The organism is Staphylococcus sp. HMSC072H03, assembly GCF_001809305.1.
Lineage (GTDB): Bacteria > Bacillota > Bacilli > Staphylococcales > Staphylococcaceae > Staphylococcus > Staphylococcus hominis.
Genome location: NZ_KV796867.1, coordinates 14,607 through 33,599, shown reverse-complemented (window position 1 = coordinate 33,599; position 18,993 = coordinate 14,607). Strand labels below are relative to the sequence as shown.

Annotated in this window: 19 protein-coding genes and 1 pseudogene; 8 read left to right on the top strand and 12 right to left on the bottom strand. The window is 29.8% G+C overall.

The features are described 5' to 3' along the window. Window positions 1-44 precede the first annotated feature (44 nt). Entirely contained in the window at window positions 45-980 is a 936-nt protein-coding gene (hutG, locus tag HMPREF2578_RS00615) for a formimidoylglutamase (protein ID WP_019835632.1), read from the bottom strand. Between the two features lie 256 nt (window positions 981-1,236). Between hutG and HMPREF2578_RS00610 the strand changes: the two are divergent. Beyond that, window positions 1,237-2,065, top strand: a pseudogene (locus HMPREF2578_RS00610) (lysostaphin resistance A-like protein); the annotation flags it as partial. Between the two features lie 271 nt (window positions 2,066-2,336). Here the strand turns inward: HMPREF2578_RS00610 and HMPREF2578_RS00605 are convergent. Next, entirely contained in the window at window positions 2,337-3,026 is a 690-nt protein-coding gene (locus HMPREF2578_RS00605) for a ribose 5-phosphate isomerase A (protein ID WP_049413651.1), read from the bottom strand. Window positions 3,027-3,186: 160 nt separating this feature from the next. On the opposite strand from HMPREF2578_RS00605, the gene HMPREF2578_RS00600 reads away from it, so the two are divergent. Further along, the gene (locus HMPREF2578_RS00600) at window positions 3,187-3,843 is read left to right on the top strand and encodes an MOSC domain-containing protein (protein WP_017174910.1); all 657 of its coding nucleotides are present in this window, start codon (window positions 3,187-3,189) and stop codon (window positions 3,841-3,843) included. 88 nt (window positions 3,844-3,931) lie between these two features. Here the strand turns inward: HMPREF2578_RS00600 and HMPREF2578_RS00595 are convergent, their stop codons facing one another. Further along, the gene (locus HMPREF2578_RS00595; protein ID WP_019835635.1) at window positions 3,932-4,942 is read right to left on the bottom strand and encodes an aldose epimerase family protein; all 1,011 of its coding nucleotides are present in this window, start codon (window positions 4,940-4,942) and stop codon (window positions 3,932-3,934) included. Between the two features lie 29 nt (window positions 4,943-4,971). Further along, window positions 4,972-5,298, bottom strand: coding sequence for a YnfA family protein (locus HMPREF2578_RS00590; RefSeq protein WP_017174912.1), 327 nt, complete (start codon window positions 5,296-5,298; stop codon window positions 4,972-4,974). Between the two features lie 294 nt (window positions 5,299-5,592). Between HMPREF2578_RS00590 and HMPREF2578_RS00585 the strand changes: the two genes are divergently transcribed. Next, window positions 5,593-6,201 (top strand): DNA-3-methyladenine glycosylase, encoded by a 609-nt coding sequence (locus tag HMPREF2578_RS00585; protein ID WP_019834786.1) that lies wholly within the window; start codon window positions 5,593-5,595, stop codon window positions 6,199-6,201. Between the two features lie 61 nt (window positions 6,202-6,262). Here HMPREF2578_RS00585 and fni read toward each other — a convergent pair whose 3' ends face one another. Both fni and corA read right to left on the bottom strand, forming a co-directional pair. Further along, window positions 6,263-7,312, bottom strand: a complete 1,050-nt coding sequence (fni, locus tag HMPREF2578_RS00580; RefSeq protein ID WP_019834785.1) for a type 2 isopentenyl-diphosphate Delta-isomerase — start codon at window positions 7,310-7,312, stop codon at window positions 6,263-6,265. 34 nt (window positions 7,313-7,346) lie between these two features. After that, complete coding sequence (gene corA / locus HMPREF2578_RS00575; protein WP_017174915.1) at window positions 7,347-8,294, bottom strand: magnesium/cobalt transporter CorA; 948 nt, start codon at window positions 8,292-8,294, stop codon at window positions 7,347-7,349. A 121-nt stretch (window positions 8,295-8,415) separates the two neighbouring features. On the opposite strand from corA, the gene HMPREF2578_RS00570 reads away from it, so the two are divergent. Both HMPREF2578_RS00570 and HMPREF2578_RS00565 read left to right on the top strand, forming a co-directional pair. Next, window positions 8,416-8,895, top strand: coding sequence for a thioesterase family protein (locus HMPREF2578_RS00570; RefSeq protein WP_049413647.1), 480 nt, complete (start codon window positions 8,416-8,418; stop codon window positions 8,893-8,895). Next, complete coding sequence (locus HMPREF2578_RS00565) at window positions 8,895-9,311, top strand: hypothetical protein (protein WP_017174917.1); 417 nt, start codon at window positions 8,895-8,897, stop codon at window positions 9,309-9,311. The genes HMPREF2578_RS00570 and HMPREF2578_RS00565 overlap by 1 nt, the downstream gene beginning before the upstream one ends. Before the next feature lie 51 nt (window positions 9,312-9,362). Here the strand turns inward: HMPREF2578_RS00565 and HMPREF2578_RS00560 are convergent, their stop codons facing one another. Then, window positions 9,363-10,262, bottom strand: coding sequence for an alpha/beta hydrolase fold domain-containing protein (locus HMPREF2578_RS00560; protein WP_017174918.1), 900 nt, complete (start codon window positions 10,260-10,262; stop codon window positions 9,363-9,365). Window positions 10,263-10,456: 194 nt separating this feature from the next. Between HMPREF2578_RS00560 and HMPREF2578_RS00555 the strand changes: the two genes are divergently transcribed. Then, window positions 10,457-11,092, top strand: coding sequence for a hypothetical protein (locus HMPREF2578_RS00555; RefSeq protein WP_049413643.1), 636 nt, complete (start codon window positions 10,457-10,459; stop codon window positions 11,090-11,092). A 78-nt stretch (window positions 11,093-11,170) separates the two neighbouring features. Here the strand turns inward: HMPREF2578_RS00555 and HMPREF2578_RS00550 are convergent, their stop codons facing one another. Continuing rightward, the gene (locus tag HMPREF2578_RS00550) at window positions 11,171-13,264 is read right to left on the bottom strand and encodes a DHA2 family efflux MFS transporter permease subunit (protein WP_049413641.1); all 2,094 of its coding nucleotides are present in this window, start codon (window positions 13,262-13,264) and stop codon (window positions 11,171-11,173) included. Window positions 13,265-13,276: 12 nt separating this feature from the next. Beyond that, on the bottom strand, window positions 13,277-13,924 hold the full coding sequence (locus HMPREF2578_RS00545; protein ID WP_002448529.1) for an HlyD family secretion protein: 648 nt from the start codon (window positions 13,922-13,924) through the stop codon (window positions 13,277-13,279). A gap of 121 nt (window positions 13,925-14,045) precedes the next feature. Between HMPREF2578_RS00545 and HMPREF2578_RS00540 the strand changes: the two genes are divergently transcribed. Continuing rightward, window positions 14,046-14,597 carry a TetR/AcrR family transcriptional regulator C-terminal domain-containing protein gene (locus tag HMPREF2578_RS00540; protein ID WP_049413638.1) on the top strand — a complete coding sequence of 184 codons (552 nt, stop codon included), beginning with the start codon at window positions 14,046-14,048 and terminating at the stop codon, window positions 14,595-14,597. Window positions 14,598-14,650: 53 nt separating this feature from the next. Here the strand turns inward: HMPREF2578_RS00540 and HMPREF2578_RS00535 are convergent, their stop codons facing one another. The 3 genes from HMPREF2578_RS00535 to HMPREF2578_RS00525 form a co-directional block, all read right to left on the bottom strand. Then, window positions 14,651-15,856, bottom strand: a complete 1,206-nt coding sequence (locus HMPREF2578_RS00535; RefSeq protein WP_049417324.1) for a putative multidrug effflux MFS transporter TcaB — start codon at window positions 15,854-15,856, stop codon at window positions 14,651-14,653. 20 nt (window positions 15,857-15,876) lie between these two features. Beyond that, the gene (locus HMPREF2578_RS00530) at window positions 15,877-17,241 is read right to left on the bottom strand and encodes a membrane-associated protein TcaA (RefSeq protein ID WP_049413635.1); all 1,365 of its coding nucleotides are present in this window, start codon (window positions 17,239-17,241) and stop codon (window positions 15,877-15,879) included. A 99-nt stretch (window positions 17,242-17,340) separates the two neighbouring features. After that, window positions 17,341-17,802, bottom strand: coding sequence for a MarR family transcriptional regulator TcaR (locus HMPREF2578_RS00525; RefSeq protein WP_017174925.1), 462 nt, complete (start codon window positions 17,800-17,802; stop codon window positions 17,341-17,343). 171 nt (window positions 17,803-17,973) lie between these two features. Between HMPREF2578_RS00525 and HMPREF2578_RS00520 the strand changes: the two genes are divergently transcribed. Then, on the top strand, window positions 17,974-18,930 hold the full coding sequence (locus HMPREF2578_RS00520; RefSeq protein WP_070491988.1) for a YdcF family protein: 957 nt from the start codon (window positions 17,974-17,976) through the stop codon (window positions 18,928-18,930). Window positions 18,931-18,993: the final 63 nt, after the last annotated feature.

Here is an 18,993-nt window from a genome sequence, read left to right as displayed (position 1 = left end):
GTGGACTACTCTTATCTAAAAGTTCATTTCAATTTTTAAAATAACTACTCTATAAAATGGTGAATAAAATTCGCTGCAAGTTGAGCAGTACGATGATCAATATCATAATTTGGATTGACTTCAGCAATACTAATAGAAGATGTCTTTCCACTTAATATAACGCGTTTACCTATATTAAATACAGAATGAGGATTCAATCCGAGGACAGTAGGTTCACTTACTCCAGGTGCAAATGCACTATCGATGGCGTCCATACTAATTGTAAACATAATCGTTTCATGCTGATGAATAAAACGTTCAATCTTATCTTTAATGGTTGGAGACAAATCATTTAAAATTTCATCTGCATATACATAGATAATTCCTTTTTCTTCAGCATATTCATATAGAGAACGTGTATTTCTACCTTGAGATAAGCCTAAAACTAAGTAATCAACATTATCATCTTTTTCTAAAATTTGTCTGAACATTGTACCAGAATTAGATTGTACATCAGCACGCGTCTCAAAATGTGAATCGATATTAATAATGCCAATAGAAGCATCAGGATAAGTGTGTCTCGTTGCTAGGTATTGTGCGTATGCGATATCATGTCCTCCACCAATAAAAAAAGATTGGTGATGCTGTTGAATAACTCGAGCAGCCAAATGTCCCATTTCTTCTTGAACTTCACTTAGAGAACCTTTTGTATATTCTACATTTCCATAATCAACAAGAGATTCACATTCACTTAAATCAGGTAATTGGGCAAACGCTTTTTTTATTTCGTCTGGTCCTTTTTTAGCACCAATTCTTCCTTCATTCAGTTCAATCCCTTTATCAACGGCATAGCCTAACAAACCTACACCAACTTTATCAAAACGATTTTCTATTTTTTCTAAATTAGCAAATGTGACGGTCTGAAAATGCTTAAACTGCTTAGGATCATTTTGACTATCTACTCTTCCTTTCCATAGTTTTGGATTGCTTTCACTGTACATAATATTAGATGCCTCCTAATTATTTAAGGTTATCTTAATCATATAACATATTTTATACAATCAATACCCATTTTTATTAAATTATTTACCCTTTAATTTATGATTCAGACATTAAATATTAGTTTCAAAAATTTAAAAATAATTCAATACTATTACATTTTAATGATATTTAAAATGGACAATTTATTTATCCCCTTGTAATATGTATAATATTAAGAAAAGAATATATATGGTTACCCTAATGGAGGTTACATACATGAAGACGAAACGTATTTCAGGATTTCAATGGGCTTTAACAATTTTTGTATTTTTCGTTGTTACAATGGCATTGTCTTTAATCCTGCGAGACTTTCAAGCATCTATTGGTATTAAACGTTTTGTGTTTAGTATTAATAATTTAGCGCCATTTATTGCTGCAATAATTTGTATTATTGCATTTAAAAATAAGCGTACTCAACTAGCTGGTTTGAATTTCTCTATTGATATTAGAGTTATTGAACGTATAATACTTGCGTTAATTTTGCCGCTCATTATTTTTATTATTGGAATGATGAGTTTCAATAGATTTGCTGATAGTTTTATTTTATTACAAGCCAATGATTTATCAGTATCTGTATTTACAATTATGATTGGTCATATTTTCATGGCTTTCTTTGCTGAATTTGGATTCCGTTCATATTTACAAAATATTGTTGAAAGTAAAGTCAATACATTTTTTGCTTCAATCATTGTAGGTTTAATGTATTCTATTTGGACTATTAACACGACATATGGAATGCAATATGCAGGTTATCACTTCTTATATACATTTATGTTTTCAATGATTGTCGGTGAATTAATTAGAGCAACTAAAGGTCGTACGATTTATATTGCAATGTTATTCCATGCTGCAATGACATTTGCTCAAGTATTCTTATTTAGCGAAGAAACTGGCGACTTATTCTCTATGAAAGTCATTGCTTTAAGTACTACAATTGTTGGTATTATTTTCATTCTTTTAAGTTTAGTCATTCGCTTTATCTTATATAAAACAACAAACCAATCATTAGATGAAGTAGAACCTAATAATTATTTAGACCATGTAAATGATGACACAGATGATTCAAATAAGATATCTAATAGTGAATTGGATAAAAAAGAAACGTCACATCAATCGTTACAAGAAAATAATGTGACTCATACACAGACTAATGAATCTGAAGTCCAAGACGGTGATCATCATTTAAAATCATCTTCTAAATATACAGAAGATAGACGCTCATCTGTAGTGGATAATGTAAAAGAAGAAATCAATGATATCCATAAATCTAATAAATAAAAAGAAAAGAGAGGAACTTAAACATGTTCCTCTCTTTTTTACTTCTTATTAATTACTTTAATTCCTTCTTGAGTGCCAATAATCGCTTGTGTTGTCATATCTAAAAAATAACCTGTTTCTAGCACACCTGTGAGATGAATTAAAAATTCATGTAATTGATAAGGATCTATCTTACTTTTTAATTCACAGTCTAAAATATAATTCCCATTATCTGTAATAAATGGTATATCCTCATTCATTCTTCGTTCGACTGAGATATCATTATATGTTTCAATTTTTTTAGATATCAGTAACCAGTTAAATTTATCAACTTCAATAGGTAATTTGAAAGTTTCACCTAAGTAATTTACCATTTTACTTTCGTCTGCTAAAACTATAAATTGTCTTGCCATTTCATCAATGACTTTCTCTCTGAATAAGGCACCACCGCCTCCCTTAATAAGGTTTAAATCTGAATCAATTTCATCTGCACCATCAATAGCTAAATCTATATAAGTAATATCATTAATATCAACCACATTAATATTATATTGTTTAGCAAGAAATTCACTTTTATTAGATGTACATACACCTGTAACATTTAAATGATCTTGTTGAATACGCTCTGCAATCTTAGGAATCAATAGTTCAATTGTACTTCCTGTTCCAATTCCAAGAATCATATTATCTTGGATTTGAGCTACTGCATCATCTGTCGTCATTAATTTGAGTTCTTTCGCATCCTTCATCGGTACTATAACTCCTTTTCATATACTCATTTATTATTTTACACTAGCCTTTTTAAAATACCTAGGTCTATTTTACATTCATTTAATTTATCAAAAGATATTTTTATACTTTTTAAAAATATAGTAAAATAACAGATATGATAAAAAAGGAGACCATAACATGATTCCCGTATATGCTATTTCAACTGGTAAAATTGAAACTTTAAACTATGATCAAAAACGTCCAATGCATTCTGCTTTAAATAAAACAATGTTTTCTGGAAAAATGTGGTTATCTTATACAGGGTTCAGTGAGGATGAACAAGCTTATAAGGACCATGGTGGTCCACACAAAGCTGTTTGTTGTTTTAGTAAGAAAAATTATGCAATGTATAAAGATGATATTAATATACTACCTGATTATGCAATGTTTGGTGAAAATTTAACTCTCGTTGACCTTGATGAAAATGATGTGTATTTTGGAAATCAATATCAATTAGGAGAGGCAATTGTAGAAGTTTCTGAAATACGTGAACCTTGCTGGAAGATTCAAAGAAAGTATGGTATTAAACATTTAGTTAAGCGGATGTCATCCTCAGGTAAAACAGGATTTTATATGCGTGTTTTAAAAGAAGGTTATGTGCAGCAACAAGATCATTTATTACTCCTTAAAACTGCTGAATCTCCTACACGCTTATCTGTTCAAAATTTGAATGATATTTATTATAATGACCGTGAAAATATAGATCGTTTAAATAAAGCTATTAATAATCCTTACTTATCTCCTAAACGTATTGAAAAATTGAAATTATTAAAAGAAAAAGCAATGAATAAATAGAAATTATTAAAAGAAAAAGCAATGAATAAATAGAAACATACCACTATCACTTAATGTCATAGTGGTATGTTTCTGAATAAAAATAAAGTTATTTTTCTGAAATATGATATATTGTCTTCGCATAAAATGGAACATTAGCTTTTAGAATTGACTTAGCTTTATTGCCTTCATTATTAATATCATTAGGTAAGTATTGTGTTTCTAGCGCTACACCTGAATGAGGTTTATAAATATTAAAATCACTCTTCCATTCTGATGTATCATTAAAAGTAAAAATTACTATATTAGTCATTGTTGTTTCTACATCTAACGCAAACTCGTTATTTTCAACGATAAGACGATGATGACCAATATCAAATGGGTGATCGAGACCTTTATTAAAATATATTTGTTCTTTAATTTGTTTATCTTCAGAATTAAAAATATCTTGAAATTGAATAGGTCGATGATTAAATCGTTCTAATAAATCAATAGGCTGTTGACTGGAAATAAGATGGTTCTGATCAATAGGATACATTTTTAATTGTTCACTTATTATAGAGTGATTATCAATGACATTATTATCTCTATTTAGATTAAAGTACACATGATTTGTAGGATTGAATAATGTATCTTCATTTGATGTTGCTTCATATTCAATCGTCCAGCGATGTTCAACATCATATGTATGTATAACCTTAATCATCATATCTCCAGGATAACCATCCTCTTTTGATTGTATCTGAAGTTTAAATATAACTTTAATATTTGTTATATTATTTTGTATTTCATAATCAAACAACCGTCTGTCTAAACCATTACTACCGCCGTGAAGTTGATTAGTCATTTCATTTGCTTCCAATTGATAATATTTATTGTTCAAATTAAAAGAAGCATTTTCAATACGTCCTGCATATCGTCCAATAGTAGCTCCAAATTTATATGGATTTTCAGGGTAAAATTCATCCGCTTCTACTTTATTACCTAACACAATATTATTATCATGATATTTCCAACACACAATTCGTGCTCCATAGTTTGTAAATACAATATACGTATCGTCATTATCTATTTTAATTAAATCTATACCATGATTTTGTTTCTCTACTTCAACTATCATTACTTACGTCTCCCTCTCAACACGCTTGATCAGGCTCTATTTGGTAAAATCATTATTAATACGCCAATAATGCATACAACAGCACCTAAGACATCATACTTATCTGGAATTTGTTTATCAAATACAAATGACCATATGATACTCATTATAATAAACACTCCGCCATATGCCGCATAGACACGTCCAAAGGTTGGAAACACTTGAAATGTAGCAATCACACCATATAAGACAAGCACTAGTCCACCAATCCACCCTAACCAACTTGATTGTCCTTCCCTTAACCACAACCAAATTAGATAGCCTCCACCAATTTCACAGAGACCTGATAATACAAAAATAAATATTGAATATATCATTTCTTTATTCACCAACTTTTGAAAAGTTAGTTTCATTGTAGCAAACTGCTTTAAATTTCATCTATTACTTTTAAACTTTGACTTTATCATCAATACATATTGTTACACTTTTTTAATTAATATTCCATAAGTTTTATATAAATTTAAAAATGTAAACGCTATCTATTAAATGTTTTTTCATTCTCTATCAATGCATTTAATATTTTCTAACTCTAACATTTTCCACTATAATAAAATTATTAAAAAATTTAGACAAGCATCCAAATGATTCATTTAAAGAAAGAGGTATTTATATTGGACTTTGTAAATAAACCAACAATTGAAACGGCTAAATCTTTATTAGGCGTTAAAATTAGTTATCAAGATCAAACACAAACTTATAGTGGCTATATTGTCGAAACAGAAGCTTATTTAGGTTTTAAAGATAAAGCAGCACATGGATTTGGTGGGAAACAAACGCCTAAAGTCACTTCTTTATATCAACGTGGTGGAACCATATATGGCCATGTTATGCATACGCATTTACTTATTAATTTAGTAACACGTGAAGAAGGTATCCCAGAAGGTGTCTTAATACGTGCAGTTGAACCTGAAGATGGTATCGAAACTATGAAAATCAACCGAAATAAATCTGGTTTCGAACTTACAAATGGGCCAGGAAAGTGGACTAAAGCATTTAATATTCCTAGAGCAATAGATGGTTCAACAATTAATCAATGTCGTTTATCTATTGATGTAAGGAATAGAAAATTTCCTAGAGAGATTGAAGAAAGTGCACGTATAGGTATCCCAAATAAAGGTGAATGGACAGAAAAACACTTAAGATATACTGTTAAAGGAAATCCATATGTCTCTAGAATGAGAAAATCTGATTGTCTATTACCAGAAGAAACATGGAAGTAACACCTCATTCAATAAAAAAATCGCTTTTGAAAAGGTCATCCTTCTTCAAAAGCGATTAATATTATCCACGTTCAACTTTTAAATGTCTTTGTTCTATCCAAGACATTAACTTACTATCAAAAACAATTTTACTTTGTTTTAAATCATTAATATCTTTAGCATCTAACATTGTCATAATAGATTTCATATGGTCTATAAATGATTCTACATATTCAATGGTACTAGTGATACCAGCATGTTCAACTTGATTTAAAAATGGACGTGACATGCCAACAGCTTTTGCACCTAAAGCTAAACTTTTAATTGCATCTAAAGGTGTGCGTAATCCACCACTTGCAAATACATTTAGTTTATCTTGATAACTTATACTTTCAAGTAGTGATTCTACAGTCGATTGGCCCCAATTTGAAAGGTAATCCATGTCTTTATTTGAACGACGCTCATTTTCTATCGTGACAAAATTAGTGCCACCCTTTCCACTCACATCTACATACGTCACGCCTATATTTACTAAAGATTGTAGTAATTCTTTACTCATGCCAAATCCTACTTCTTTAATGATAACAGGTACACTCACGCGTTGAACAATTGCTTCCACATTTTCTAACCATGTCGAAAACTCTCTATTCCCTTCTGGCATCACTAATTCTTGTGGTGCGTTCACATGTACTTGTAAAGCTTGTGCGTCTAATAATTCAACTGCTTTAACAGCTTTATCTACTGGTACATCTGCACCTACATTACTAAATATAATGCCCTCAGGGTTTGTTTTACGTACAATACTAAATGATTCAGCCATCTTAGGATTTCTTAAAGCTGCATGTGTAGATCCTACAGCCATAGCTAAGCCTGTTTCTCTAGCAACGACTGCTAACTTTTCATTAATTGTCTTAGTCCAATCACTTCCACCTGTCATTGCATTAATGTACAAGGGAAATGTCATATCAAAATTTGAAGTATGACTCGTTAAATCCACTTGATTCACATTGATATTTGGAATTGAATGATGTACAAACCTCATACGGTCAAAATCTGATTGAGGGACATCTTGTTGTGCCATTGCAATTTCTACATGTTCATTTTTTCTTTGCTCTCTTTGGATATCACTCATGTAACAACCTACTTTCCTTAAACTATGTTCTATATTAAAACCACTTTTTCTTTTTAAAGAAGAGAATTAATGCAATTGAAATGAGTAACATTATAGTTAAACAAATAAAATAACCATAATGCCATTTTAACTCTGGCATATATTCAAAGTTCATTCCATATACGCCTACTATAAATGTTAAAGGAGAAAATATAACTGACACGAGTGTCAATACTTGCATAATACTATTCATTCTAAAAGAAGAATAAGATTCAAAATTTTCTCGAATTTCATTTGTCATTTCTTGAGAGGTTCTAATAATATTATTTTGTTTAATAATATGATCATCAATATGTTGAATATACATTGAATGTTTATAATCTACAATTAAGTTACCTTCAGTCTTAATTGTATTCACAAGTTCCTGCATTGGGAATAATACACGTTTTATTTTTATAAGATTAGAACGTAATTGAAAGACATTATCCATTACTTTTTTACTATGTGTATCATCTACATGTGCATCTTCAAAGTTGTATACCTCATCTTCAATGGTATAAACAAAATCAAAATATTTATCTACCATCATATCAAGGATATGTATAACGATATCAGCACAATCTAAATCTGGATCATGTTTACGCGCATTCATCTTGACAACTTCCATTAATGATTCAAAATGATGTTGATGATAAGTAATTAATGTTTTTCCGTCTAGAAATACGTTCAATGCTATAGGAGTAAAATTATCTTTATGCATACTATGAAATACCATGTATTGGTAATCATCATAAGATTTATATTTAACTCGTGGTACCCCTTTAATGGCATCTTCTAATTCTAAATAGTTAAAATTATAGTTTTCAATCAAAAAATCATTTTCTTTGGATGTTGCATCTTCAAAATCCAACCACACAATAGTAGCATTATTAGGTACATCACTGATTTGTTCAACTTGAGTTAGTGGTTCGTCCTTAGTTTGATATCGAATTATCATGGTCATCTTTCTGTTTCCTCCTATTTAACCATACGGTTATCATTCTACCATGAATTAAATATTGTGTATGTGTTATTTTATGTTAGTAAAGTATTTTTATAAAATTTTAAAGAAGGGATAAAATATTATGAACTATCCATTTATTATTCATAAAAGTGTAGTATCTTCTCAAGTTGATTTTAACCAACATATGCACGATGCAGAATATAATTCAGTTTTCAGTGAAGTTATTAGTGAATTTAATCATTATAATGGTTTATCATTGAAAGAAAGAGAAGCGCTTAATTATACAACATTTACAGTCGAAGAACATACAACCTATTTAAAGGAATTACACTTCGAAGAATCATTTTCAGTTCGTGTTCGTATTTATAATTATGATGAAAAACGTGTTCACTTCTTTTTAGAATTATTTAAAAATGATGAAACTTTAGCTGCAACAAGCGAAATAATGATGATGGGTATTAATCGTTCAACACGCCGACTTGCTTCTTTCCCCGCACACTATAAATCTAATATCCAAATATACTATGATTCTCAATATGATAAGCGCTGGCCTAAATCATTAGGACATCAAATTGGCATTCCAAAGAAAGGAGAGGCATAATGACAGACACTATTTCTGAAATCTTAGAAAACACACTATTTGACCTTAGTGATACACTTAAAATACATTTAATTGAATTAAATGAAAACCGTTCACTATTTATGAATGGACCTAGTCGAGAGCTCATTCAACGAACATTTAATATTAGTTTTTACCAAGGACAAAAACAAGCGATAGAAGCATTAGATAGAGAAATTAAAACGACTACGGATGAAAATGATTTAATAGCTAATCTAAAAAGATATTCGCAAGACGTTGAAAAACAACTTTTAAATGTAATAGAGTTACATACTACAACTTATGAACCCAAAGAAAACTTAAGATTGGCACAATCTCTCGATACTTATTATCATTGTAAAGGCCAACATGATATAATTAGTGAATTATTATCGCAAGTCAATAAATATTCAATATAAAAATATAGGACTAAAGTAAAATCTAACTCGATTCTACTTTAGTCCTTATCATTATTCATGAATTGCCTTATTAATTTGTTTAATCACCTTATGAGATTCATGAATTGGGAATAACGCAAAGTCATGAAACATTTTTGGATACTCAAAAAATTGTATAGATTGATGATGCGTTTCCAATTCATATGCCAAACGTTGCATATCTGGATAATAAATTTCCTTACCACCACCAAACATTATAATTGGTGGCAATCCTTGTTTTATTCCATATATCGGCGAAATTAAAGGATTTGATAATGGTTCTTTATCACTCCACACATTCATTATGTTTTGAAGCCCTTGAATATTAACAAAGCGATCTTTTTCAACCAAATATTCAGTAATTTGAGGATTTGTCATTGTTGCATCAAGCATCGGAGAAATTAAACATATTTTGTATGGTAAAGGTTTGTCATTTTCTACTAATTGTTGTACATAACTAAGTGCAAGTGCTCCACCAGTTCCATCACCCATAATAACAATGTTTTCATTATTAACTTCACTTAATAACGATTCATATACATTATTAATTGCTTTAAATGTATCTTTAAGATGAAACTCTGGTGCTTTAGGATATATCGGTAAAACGACCTCATATAAAGTGTTGAGTGCAAGTTTATCCATTAATCTCCAATGGAATGGAGAAGGTTGTAACGTGTTATACCCACCATGAATATACAAAATTTTCTTTTTAGTTTCGTGACGAAAATTAAATCTAAACACTTGCATATCTCCTAAAGATAATTTATCAAGATTTGCTTTCACATTTAAAGTTGGAGGTTGCTTATGTTTCGCTCTATTAATATCTTTTCTACGCTCCATAAACGAGTTAAACTCGTCTTCACTCTTAAACTGAATTGAGCGATTATGTAGTAAATATTTATTAACAATTCTATTTACCATGCGTGTTTTCATAAAATTTTTACCTACCTTATAAATTTATAAAATTAATCAAACTTTATTACAGAAAGCTTAAAAAAACGATATAATACTATTTATATGATTAAAAATGAGCAATCTAGTTCATATAATTGCCTATTGCATATTAAATTCAGTATAAATGAGTCAACTATAGAAAACAAATGAATGACGGCAAAGGAGTAATAATAATGCAAAATCAAAATCCTAATAGATATCAAACAAATCGCCCCCCATATGTCCGTGTTAACCAACAAGCTTATTATGGTAAAAAGAAAAATTCGTGGATAAGTTTAATTATACATATCATCATTCTTATACTTGTAGGGATTACTTGTTATAGCATGTATAAACAGCCTATTCTAAATTTTGTTCTTGCAAATCAAGCGATTGATTTCTCTGAGATTAAAAACTTTCAAAATACAACTACTCAGATTGGACCACTCAATATTAATATTAGTGAAGTCGCTAACTTACAAGGTGTAATCGATAAATTTATTCTAGCCTTTAATATATTTTTCGTTTTATGTATTGGCAGCATGATTATTTCAATTTTAACCATTGTATTTAATAGAACGATTTTAAAAGTGATTAATTTCATCATTATCGCTGTTGCGTTAATGATTGCTTTTTCCTTTAGTTATACAATTCAAATGTTAGGAAAGCAAATCTCTCAGAACTTGCATCACTTTTTCTTAGATTTACCACCAAATCAAATTATTACTGAAGCAGATGCTATTCACAATGCACTGATCTTACTTTCAAGTAGTTTAGCGTTATTATTTATAAGCTTTTTCTTTAGAAATCGTCATCCTAGAATCAAATAGAAATGTCATCTCATTTTATATTTAATAAAATAAAAAAAGGTATTGAACGTTTTATATGTCCAATACCTTTTTTATTTATTAAAATTTATTACTTTCTTTACTCATCAATCTGTCATGTTCAGCTTCAGCACCTTTTTTACCTTTTAAGAATAAACTTAAAACGAATGCTAAGACACTTAATGCTGTAGCAATCCAAAACGCATCATTGATCCCTTCGATTGAGGCTAATTTATTTACATAAGTCAAGATAACTTGTAATGCGCCTTGTTGACCCCCATATTGTGCTGCCATTTCACGTACATGATCTTGAATGACTGGATTAGTTTTATCTAATTCAGTTGAAAATGCATTCAGATGATTTGTAGATTGAGTTGTCATTACAGTAACGAGAATCGCAGTACCAATTGAACCAGCTAATTGTCTCATCGTATTTAAGAACGCATTACCATGAGAAATTAAGCGAGGTGGTAAGGCATTGATAGCTGCAGTCATTAACGGCATCATAACAAATGCCATACCTAGTGAACGTATTACATAAATACTCATAATATGAAGATAAGAAGTATCCATATTCAGTTTTGTTAATTCATACGTTCCGTAAGTCATCACTGCAATACCGAATAAAGCAAGTGGTTTAAGACCAATAGTATCAAGTAATTTACCAGCAACAGGTCCTAATACACCCATTAATAATGAACCTGGTAATAATAGTAAACCAGAATCTAATGCTGAGAAACCACGTAAATTTTGAAGATATAATGGTAATAAAATCATACCTCCAAATAAACTCATCATTACTACCATGTTTATAATAGTAGTAAGCGTGTATGTTGGTGATTTTAGCACTTCTAAATTAAGCATTGGTGCTTTCATTGTTAATTCACGAATAGCAAATAAGATGATGAACACAACACCAATTATAAACATTATAATGATTTCAGTTGAACCCCATCCTTTATTACCAGCTTCACTAAAGCCATATAATAAAGCACCAAATCCAATTGTACTATATACGATACCACGATAATCTGCTTTTGGATTGATTGTTTTTTGATAGATTTTGAACCATACTAATCCAAATAAGAAAGCAAGTAATCCTAAGATAAACATCATATAGAACATAACATTCCAATGATAATTTTGGACGATGTAACCAGATAATGTTGGTCCAATCGCTGGAGCAAGAATCATTGCAATACCCATTGTTCCCATTGCCACACCACGTTTTTCAGGTGGGAAAATAGTAACAATTACATTAGATCCTAATGGCATTAATATACCTGCACCAATTGCTTGTAAAACACGTCCTCCCATCATAATTGGGAAGTTAGTTGAAATACCACAAACTAATGAGCCGATTGTAAATAATAAAAGCGCTATTAAAAATAGCTTACGATATGAATACTTATTAAATAAAAACGCACTTATTGGTATTAAAATACCATTTACTAACATGAATCCTGTCATCAACCATTGCCCAGTTGAAGCAGAAATATTGAACTCTGTATTAATTCTAGGTAAAGCTACATTAAGTAATGTTTGGTTTAAAATTGCGATAAACATACCAAACAACATAGCAGCTAAAATTTTACCTCTTGTAATCCCTGCACCGAAGACAAAATCTTGTGTTTGGTCTTTTATACGTTCGTTCACACGTCCTTCTTGTGAATCAGGATTAATAGGTTCATAAATAGAATCTTTGGAAAGATGTTGATTATTAACATCTCTATCATTATGATTTACTGTATCTTCAGAATGCGTATTGCGTTGTTCATCATCTGAGTAGTGTAAGGAATGTGACGTTTGTTTTTGCTCAGGATGAATTTGTTCTGAAGATGAATCTTGTTGTTCTTGTTCTTCTTCAAAATGATTTTTTCTTTTATCATTATTGATATCGTTATCTTCCTTATAATGAGATTGATCATTATTAAAGTAACGTTTTTTCTCTTCACTGATTTGAGAAGAGGATGCATTCTTTGCATCGTTATTTTGTTCTAAGTCACTCATTTTAAATTTAGATGGATTATTTTGACTCTTAGATTCTTCATTTACTTGTTGTCCCTTTGATTGATTTAATTTAGATTTATGACGTGATTTCAACACGAATAAATTAATTAAACCAACTAAAATGACCGCTGAAACGATATATCCAATAATGAAGGTCACTGTCATTTTATGACCTCCTTAGTCTTTATGGATTTTAACTTCAGCGTTCATTCCAGGAACAACATTTTTAGATGGTTGTGAATCTAAAGAAATTTTCACAGGAATCACTTGTGAAACTTTAGTATAGTTACCGTCACTGTTTGATGATGGCATTAATGAGAAACTATTTGCAGTTGCTTTTCCGATTTCTTTAATTTTACCATCGATTTTAGAATCTTGACCGTCGATTGTTACATCAACTTTATCGCCTTTTTCAATGCTGCTTAAATCATTTTCATCGATATTAGCTGTAATGTATAAATCATCTAAATTATATGCATAAGCAATTGGTGAACCTGCTTGAGCGATAGAGCCTTCCATTCCATCAGTTTTAGCAATTGTACCATCTTGTGGCATTTTAATTTTTTGATCTTGAGTTTGACCATCTTGACCTTGAGCAGTTACTTCTGCCACTGTGTCACCTTTTTTCAATTTATCGCCTTGTTTTGCGTCAAAAGATTTAATTTGTCCAGATGCTGGACTCGCAATTTTAATTTGATTACCGTCAACTTTAGCATTATCAGTTGTTACATAGCTAGTTGCATTATGATAGAAATAAAATCCAACTACTCCGATAATAACTAAAGCAACGATAGTAATGATATTGATTAACACCATTTTCTTCATTGAACTTTCCTCCTATTTGCTTTTAAAAATCACTTTATATATTATAAAGACATATCAATAAAAAAAACACCAACAAAACTTAAAAAATTGTCGGTTATTCTTTTTAATTTAGGTGACATACATGAAATTAAAAGCGAAATATAAAATTATAATAAGTATGATCGATTTGCTAGAAGATTATCCTTTCGAACAAATTTCAATTAAAATGATATGTGCAAAATGTAAAATTAATCGTTCAACCTTTTATGATAATTTTCAGGATAAATACGACTTATTGTCTACAATCCAAAGTTACCATTTAAATAAGTATGAAAAATTATTAAAAGCACTTTCTAATAATTTTCACAATATAAAAAAAGAGCCTGAAAAAGTATTTAAGTTCTTCCATATTATTCTCAAATATATATATAGAAAGAAATCTTTTTTCCACGCTATTTTCATCTCAAATCCAAATAAAAGTTTAACTATGGACTACTTAGATATTACAAAGAAATATTACGCTAAGATTTTAGTTGAAAATGAAACTTTAATTCAAAATAGAGAACTTTTTATTTCTTATACCGTTAGCGGTCAAATTGGAGTAATTCTTTATTGGCTAAGAAGTGGTTGCCAAGAAAGTCCTAAAGAAGTAGCAAATTCTTTATTATCCAATACAATTAAGTTACAGAGATAATAAAGAAGGGAGCAAGACAGAATCAAATTAAACTCTGTTTTGCTCCTTTTTATTTATCTTTTTGTTTTAAACACTTTAAAATTAATAAGGTGTAAAATAACAAGGATTACAATTGCACTAATAATGATTGTTAGATAAGGCATACTGTTATATTCTCCTTTTACATTTACCAAAGGTGTAACAATACCTCCAAATAAAAATTGTACAAGTCCTAATAAACTTGAAGCACTACCATTACCAGTGGTACTTTCCTCCATCGCAATAGAAAACCCTAAAGTAGCTACACCTGTAACTGGAGCTACTAATGTTATAAAACCAATCACTAAAAAAATGAATGATCCATGTTGGATGAGCGTTAACGAAACAATACATACACCAATAACTTGGATACATGTCAATAACCTTAAAAGTGTTTGCGTATGAATATAATCTACTAATTTTCCTGTTAATTGACTAGAGACGATTAATGTTATTCCTATTCCAGCAAACATCCAACTAAAATGCAGTGGAGAGACACCATAAATTTTTTGAACTAAAAACGGTGAAGCAGAAATATAACTAAATAATAAAATAAATGAAACACCTTGTATGAGCATGGGTAGCACAAATCGTGGTGTACCTAATAAGCTTTTAAAATTCTGAAATATCACTTTGATACCACTGCTATCTCTATACTCTAAACTTAACGATTCTGGTATTTTTGTTAGACTCCCCATTACCATTAATATACCGAAGATAGTTAATATAACAAATATGACTCTCCAAACTGCTACACTTAAAATGATACCTCCAAGCGCAGGCGCAATAACCGGAGCAACACCATTAACTAGCATTAATAAAGATAGGAATTTAGTTAATTCATTACCTTTATATAAATCACTTGCAATGGCTCTTGAAATAACTGCCGCGCCTCCCCCAGTAATACCTTGTAAAAGTCTTAAGATAATCATAAGCCATATGTTATGAACAAATATGATTCCGAGACTTGCAAGAGTAAAAATGGTCATAACGATAATTAAAGGTTTTTTACGCCCCAAACTATCGGAAATCGGTCCTACAAATAAATTACCAATTCCAAGACCAATCATAAAAAACGATAGTGTTAATTGAGCATGAGCTGTCGTAGTGTTGAAATCATTTTTCAATTCAGGTAAACCGGGTAAGAACATATCAATCGCTAAAGGTCCTATAGCAGTCAACATACCTAGAATAATAATAAATAACAAGGAATGCTTATCTTGGTTATGTCTTTGTTCCATTTAAATATTCTCCTTAGTATCTATTTAATGTTTATAATTTGTAATATTCCATTATCTTTATTTTCTTCTATTTCATAAGTGACATATTCTATTTCTCCGCGTTGATTAATTTGTTGTACTTTAGCTTTAATAATATCTCCACTTTGAGTTGCACTTAACAACTGTGAGAACTCAAAATGCTTTGAATCACTTAAATGATTTTTTATATCTATATATGCATCAGACTTATTTTTTAGAAATGGACTTATTATATCAAAATTTTGTTGATTAATAGCATTATTTAGAGCATAAGCATATTGATTAAAAAATGGTTCTAACGTAACTCTAAGTATACTTTCTTCTTCAGTTTTCTTTGAAACATAATCAGAAATTTTATCTTCATCAAAGTCCAGTATGGCACTATTAATGTTTCCTAAATCTTTTGCTTTTATTGTTTTACTTGTAGACGTAAATGTTTTGTCTTTAACCATACCTGTAGCTGAAACACTAATGTCTTTATTTTGAGGATATGGACCATATATTTTTGATGCATCATATTTCATTTCTTTATCATTAATAGTTACTTTTAATGTGTTTTTATCTAAGTCACTTTTACCCTTTAATTTAACTTTAAGTGCAGCTTCGTTAAAGTTCTCATTAACATCCACAGTATTTCCTTTAGCATATCTAAAATCAAATTTCATTTGACCTGTAAAATGACCATATTCCGTGTCTTTTTCAGCATCGATAGCATAAACACCTGGAATGTATTTGCCAATAGAAGTTGCTTGATTCGCCTTTGCATGAATGCCTCTACGTTTTCCACCAGCTTTAAATTTATATTTTGTATCTATTTTCGGCTTAACAATAACCGTTTTTGTAGGTGGTCTATAACTCATATTATTAAAGATTAAAAAACGCGTTCCATTTTTACTAATTTTTAATACATTTTTATCTGTTTTTGTTTGTATATAGGCAGAATCATGATTACTTTTATTTAATTTATCTGTTGTGTGTTTGACATCGTGAATAAATTTCATCATTCCAACTTCATCTTTAATATATTGAATATAAACACTTGCTTCTTCATCATCTACAGGAACATCTTTAGTACTAATTAACGTAGCTACTTTTTGAGCATCGTTGTTATCAATTGCGTTTACAAGAATTTTAGTTTGAGCTTCGGGGGAATTGAAATTTCTTAATAGTATGAAAACAATACCAATTAAAACAACAATGAAAGCTATAATGACCCACGGAATAAACTTTTTAAATTTTAAATTAGATTGTTCTGATTGAGAGGACGATGTTGCTTTATTTTTTTCTTTTGGTATCATATTTCCACAATTAGAACATTGCTTATCACTTTTATTTAATTCTTGTCCACAATAAGGACATTGTTTCATTTTCTCATCAACTTCCTCTCATAAGATGCAATGTCATTTATATTTTTCACACAAATATTATAACCCTTTTTTCTTGTGGAGATAACTTCCGATTAACGTTTATTTTACCTTAGCATTAAACTGCTTCACACGTTCATCTATAATATAAAGCACACTCAGAGCTTTTTCTATATCACTACTAGATAAGTCTTTAACCATATCATTCACAATTTGACTTATAATTTCGTTATTTTCTTCCGTATATTGGCGCCCTTTCTCTGTTAAAACAATATACTTTAAACGTTGATCTATTTTATCGTTAGGCTTCTGTAATGCAACAAAGTCACTTTCTATTAATTTTTTTATACGACGACTTACTGCCGCTTTATTAACCCCTTGTTTTTCAGTAATTTCTGTTATAGATAAAGCTTGATGATGACTAAGTAATCGTAGTACATTCGATTGCTCAGTAGAAACACCATATTTTACTTGTTGATCTTTTAAAAGTTTAGACGTTAATGTATTTGTATCGTCTATGAAATGTTTCATAAATTCAATATGATTTTTTGAGATTCTATTCATTACAAATCTCCTTACTTAAATAATTTCATATATTATGTAGTTAATTTTTATACTCTGTTAAATAATATCAATAATTTTCCACGTTGAAAACAAATAGAAAAATATAATAGTTGCTAAATTGTGACCCTTTCATTACATTTAAATATATAAATAGATATGAGGTTATTAAATATGCTAGCAATCATTTTATTATTTATTGTTTTAATTATTATCCTAAGTGTTTTGTTTAATATAAGACATTTTATCTCCCTTTCTTTTTTTATTACAAGCGTGATATTATGTTTCACCATTAATCTCATTAATATCATGACCATGACTCTACCAACTGGATTGTTTATATTAATTATCATTTCTACCATCGGTTTGCTTGTCAAACATTCTCATCTATTTAAAATAAAAAAAGGAACCCGTTTCTTAAACAAAATGTTTCGTAGATTAATAAATGGTGTCTTATTTATTGGTATATTTATATATCTTAGTACAATACCATTATCTATTTTAAATGGCATGTTTTTATGGATTGCTTTAATTTTATTTAGTGCTTGTTACACTTTCATTATATATTTAATTTTTTCTTCTGCATTTGGACGTGCTAAAACCCATAAACAATATGATGTGATTCTTATACTTGGCGCAGGTATATTCACTGAAACAATCACTCCTATGCTAGCCTCTAGACTGGATAGAGCTTTAAAAATCTATAAAGTACAGTCGCATAATTGCAACATATTGGTAAGTGGTGGTCAAGGTCCTGACGAACCAATTTCAGAGGCCTTAGCAATGAAGAATTATCTCATTAAATGTGGTGTGTCATCTTCTTCAATATTGATGGAATCACAATCAAGCAGTACATATGAGAACTTTTTATATTCTAAATCTTTCATTAATACATCGTTTGAAAATGTCCCTAGTATTTTATGTGTGACGAGTCAATTTCATATTTTAAGAGCCTTACGTTTTGCACAAAAGTTAAATATAAACATAATAGGATTAGGAAGTTCAACGCCTTATCATTTTCTAGATAAAGCGCTCTTACGAGATTTTCTTGCACTTATATATCAATATAAATTACTTTTGACTTTGTATTTAGTCGGAGTATTTATAGCATCAATTTGGATATTACTTTAATATACAAAAAGTCTGGATCATTTTCTTATATGATCCAGACTTTTCCATAGTATGAATACTATT

Excerpts from the sequence above, each read along its gene's own strand:
- hutG (WP_019835632.1), bottom strand. The coding sequence starts at position 980 with ATGTACAGTGAAAGCAATCCAAAACTATGGAAAGGAAGAGTAGATAGT.
- HMPREF2578_RS00605 (WP_049413651.1), bottom strand. The coding sequence starts at position 3,026 with ATGAAGGATGCGAAAGAACTCAAATTAATGACGACAGATGATGCAGTA.
- HMPREF2578_RS00600 (WP_017174910.1), top strand. The coding sequence starts at position 3,187 with ATGATTCCCGTATATGCTATTTCAACTGGTAAAATTGAAACTTTAAAC.
- HMPREF2578_RS00595 (WP_019835635.1), bottom strand. The coding sequence starts at position 4,942 with ATGATAGTTGAAGTAGAGAAACAAAATCATGGTATAGATTTAATTAAA.
- HMPREF2578_RS00590 (WP_017174912.1), bottom strand. The coding sequence starts at position 5,298 with ATGATATATTCAATATTTATTTTTGTATTATCAGGTCTCTGTGAAATT.
- fni (WP_019834785.1), bottom strand. The coding sequence starts at position 7,312 with ATGAGTGATATCCAAAGAGAGCAAAGAAAAAATGAACATGTAGAAATT.
- corA (WP_017174915.1), bottom strand. The coding sequence starts at position 8,294 with ATGACCATGATAATTCGATATCAAACTAAGGACGAACCACTAACTCAA.
- HMPREF2578_RS00570 (WP_049413647.1), top strand. The coding sequence starts at position 8,416 with ATGAACTATCCATTTATTATTCATAAAAGTGTAGTATCTTCTCAAGTT.
- HMPREF2578_RS00565 (WP_017174917.1), top strand. The coding sequence starts at position 8,895 with ATGACAGACACTATTTCTGAAATCTTAGAAAACACACTATTTGACCTT.
- HMPREF2578_RS00560 (WP_017174918.1), bottom strand. The coding sequence starts at position 10,262 with ATGAAAACACGCATGGTAAATAGAATTGTTAATAAATATTTACTACAT.
- HMPREF2578_RS00555 (WP_049413643.1), top strand. The coding sequence starts at position 10,457 with ATGCAAAATCAAAATCCTAATAGATATCAAACAAATCGCCCCCCATAT.
- HMPREF2578_RS00550 (WP_049413641.1), bottom strand. The coding sequence starts at position 13,264 with ATGACAGTGACCTTCATTATTGGATATATCGTTTCAGCGGTCATTTTA.
- HMPREF2578_RS00545 (WP_002448529.1), bottom strand. The coding sequence starts at position 13,924 with ATGAAGAAAATGGTGTTAATCAATATCATTACTATCGTTGCTTTAGTT.
- HMPREF2578_RS00540 (WP_049413638.1), top strand. The coding sequence starts at position 14,046 with ATGAAATTAAAAGCGAAATATAAAATTATAATAAGTATGATCGATTTG.
- HMPREF2578_RS00535 (WP_049417324.1), bottom strand. The coding sequence starts at position 15,856 with ATGGAACAAAGACATAACCAAGATAAGCATTCCTTGTTATTTATTATT.
- HMPREF2578_RS00530 (WP_049413635.1), bottom strand. The coding sequence starts at position 17,241 with ATGAAACAATGTCCTTATTGTGGACAAGAATTAAATAAAAGTGATAAG.
- HMPREF2578_RS00525 (WP_017174925.1), bottom strand. The coding sequence starts at position 17,802 with ATGAATAGAATCTCAAAAAATCATATTGAATTTATGAAACATTTCATA.
- HMPREF2578_RS00520 (WP_070491988.1), top strand. The coding sequence starts at position 17,974 with ATGCTAGCAATCATTTTATTATTTATTGTTTTAATTATTATCCTAAGT.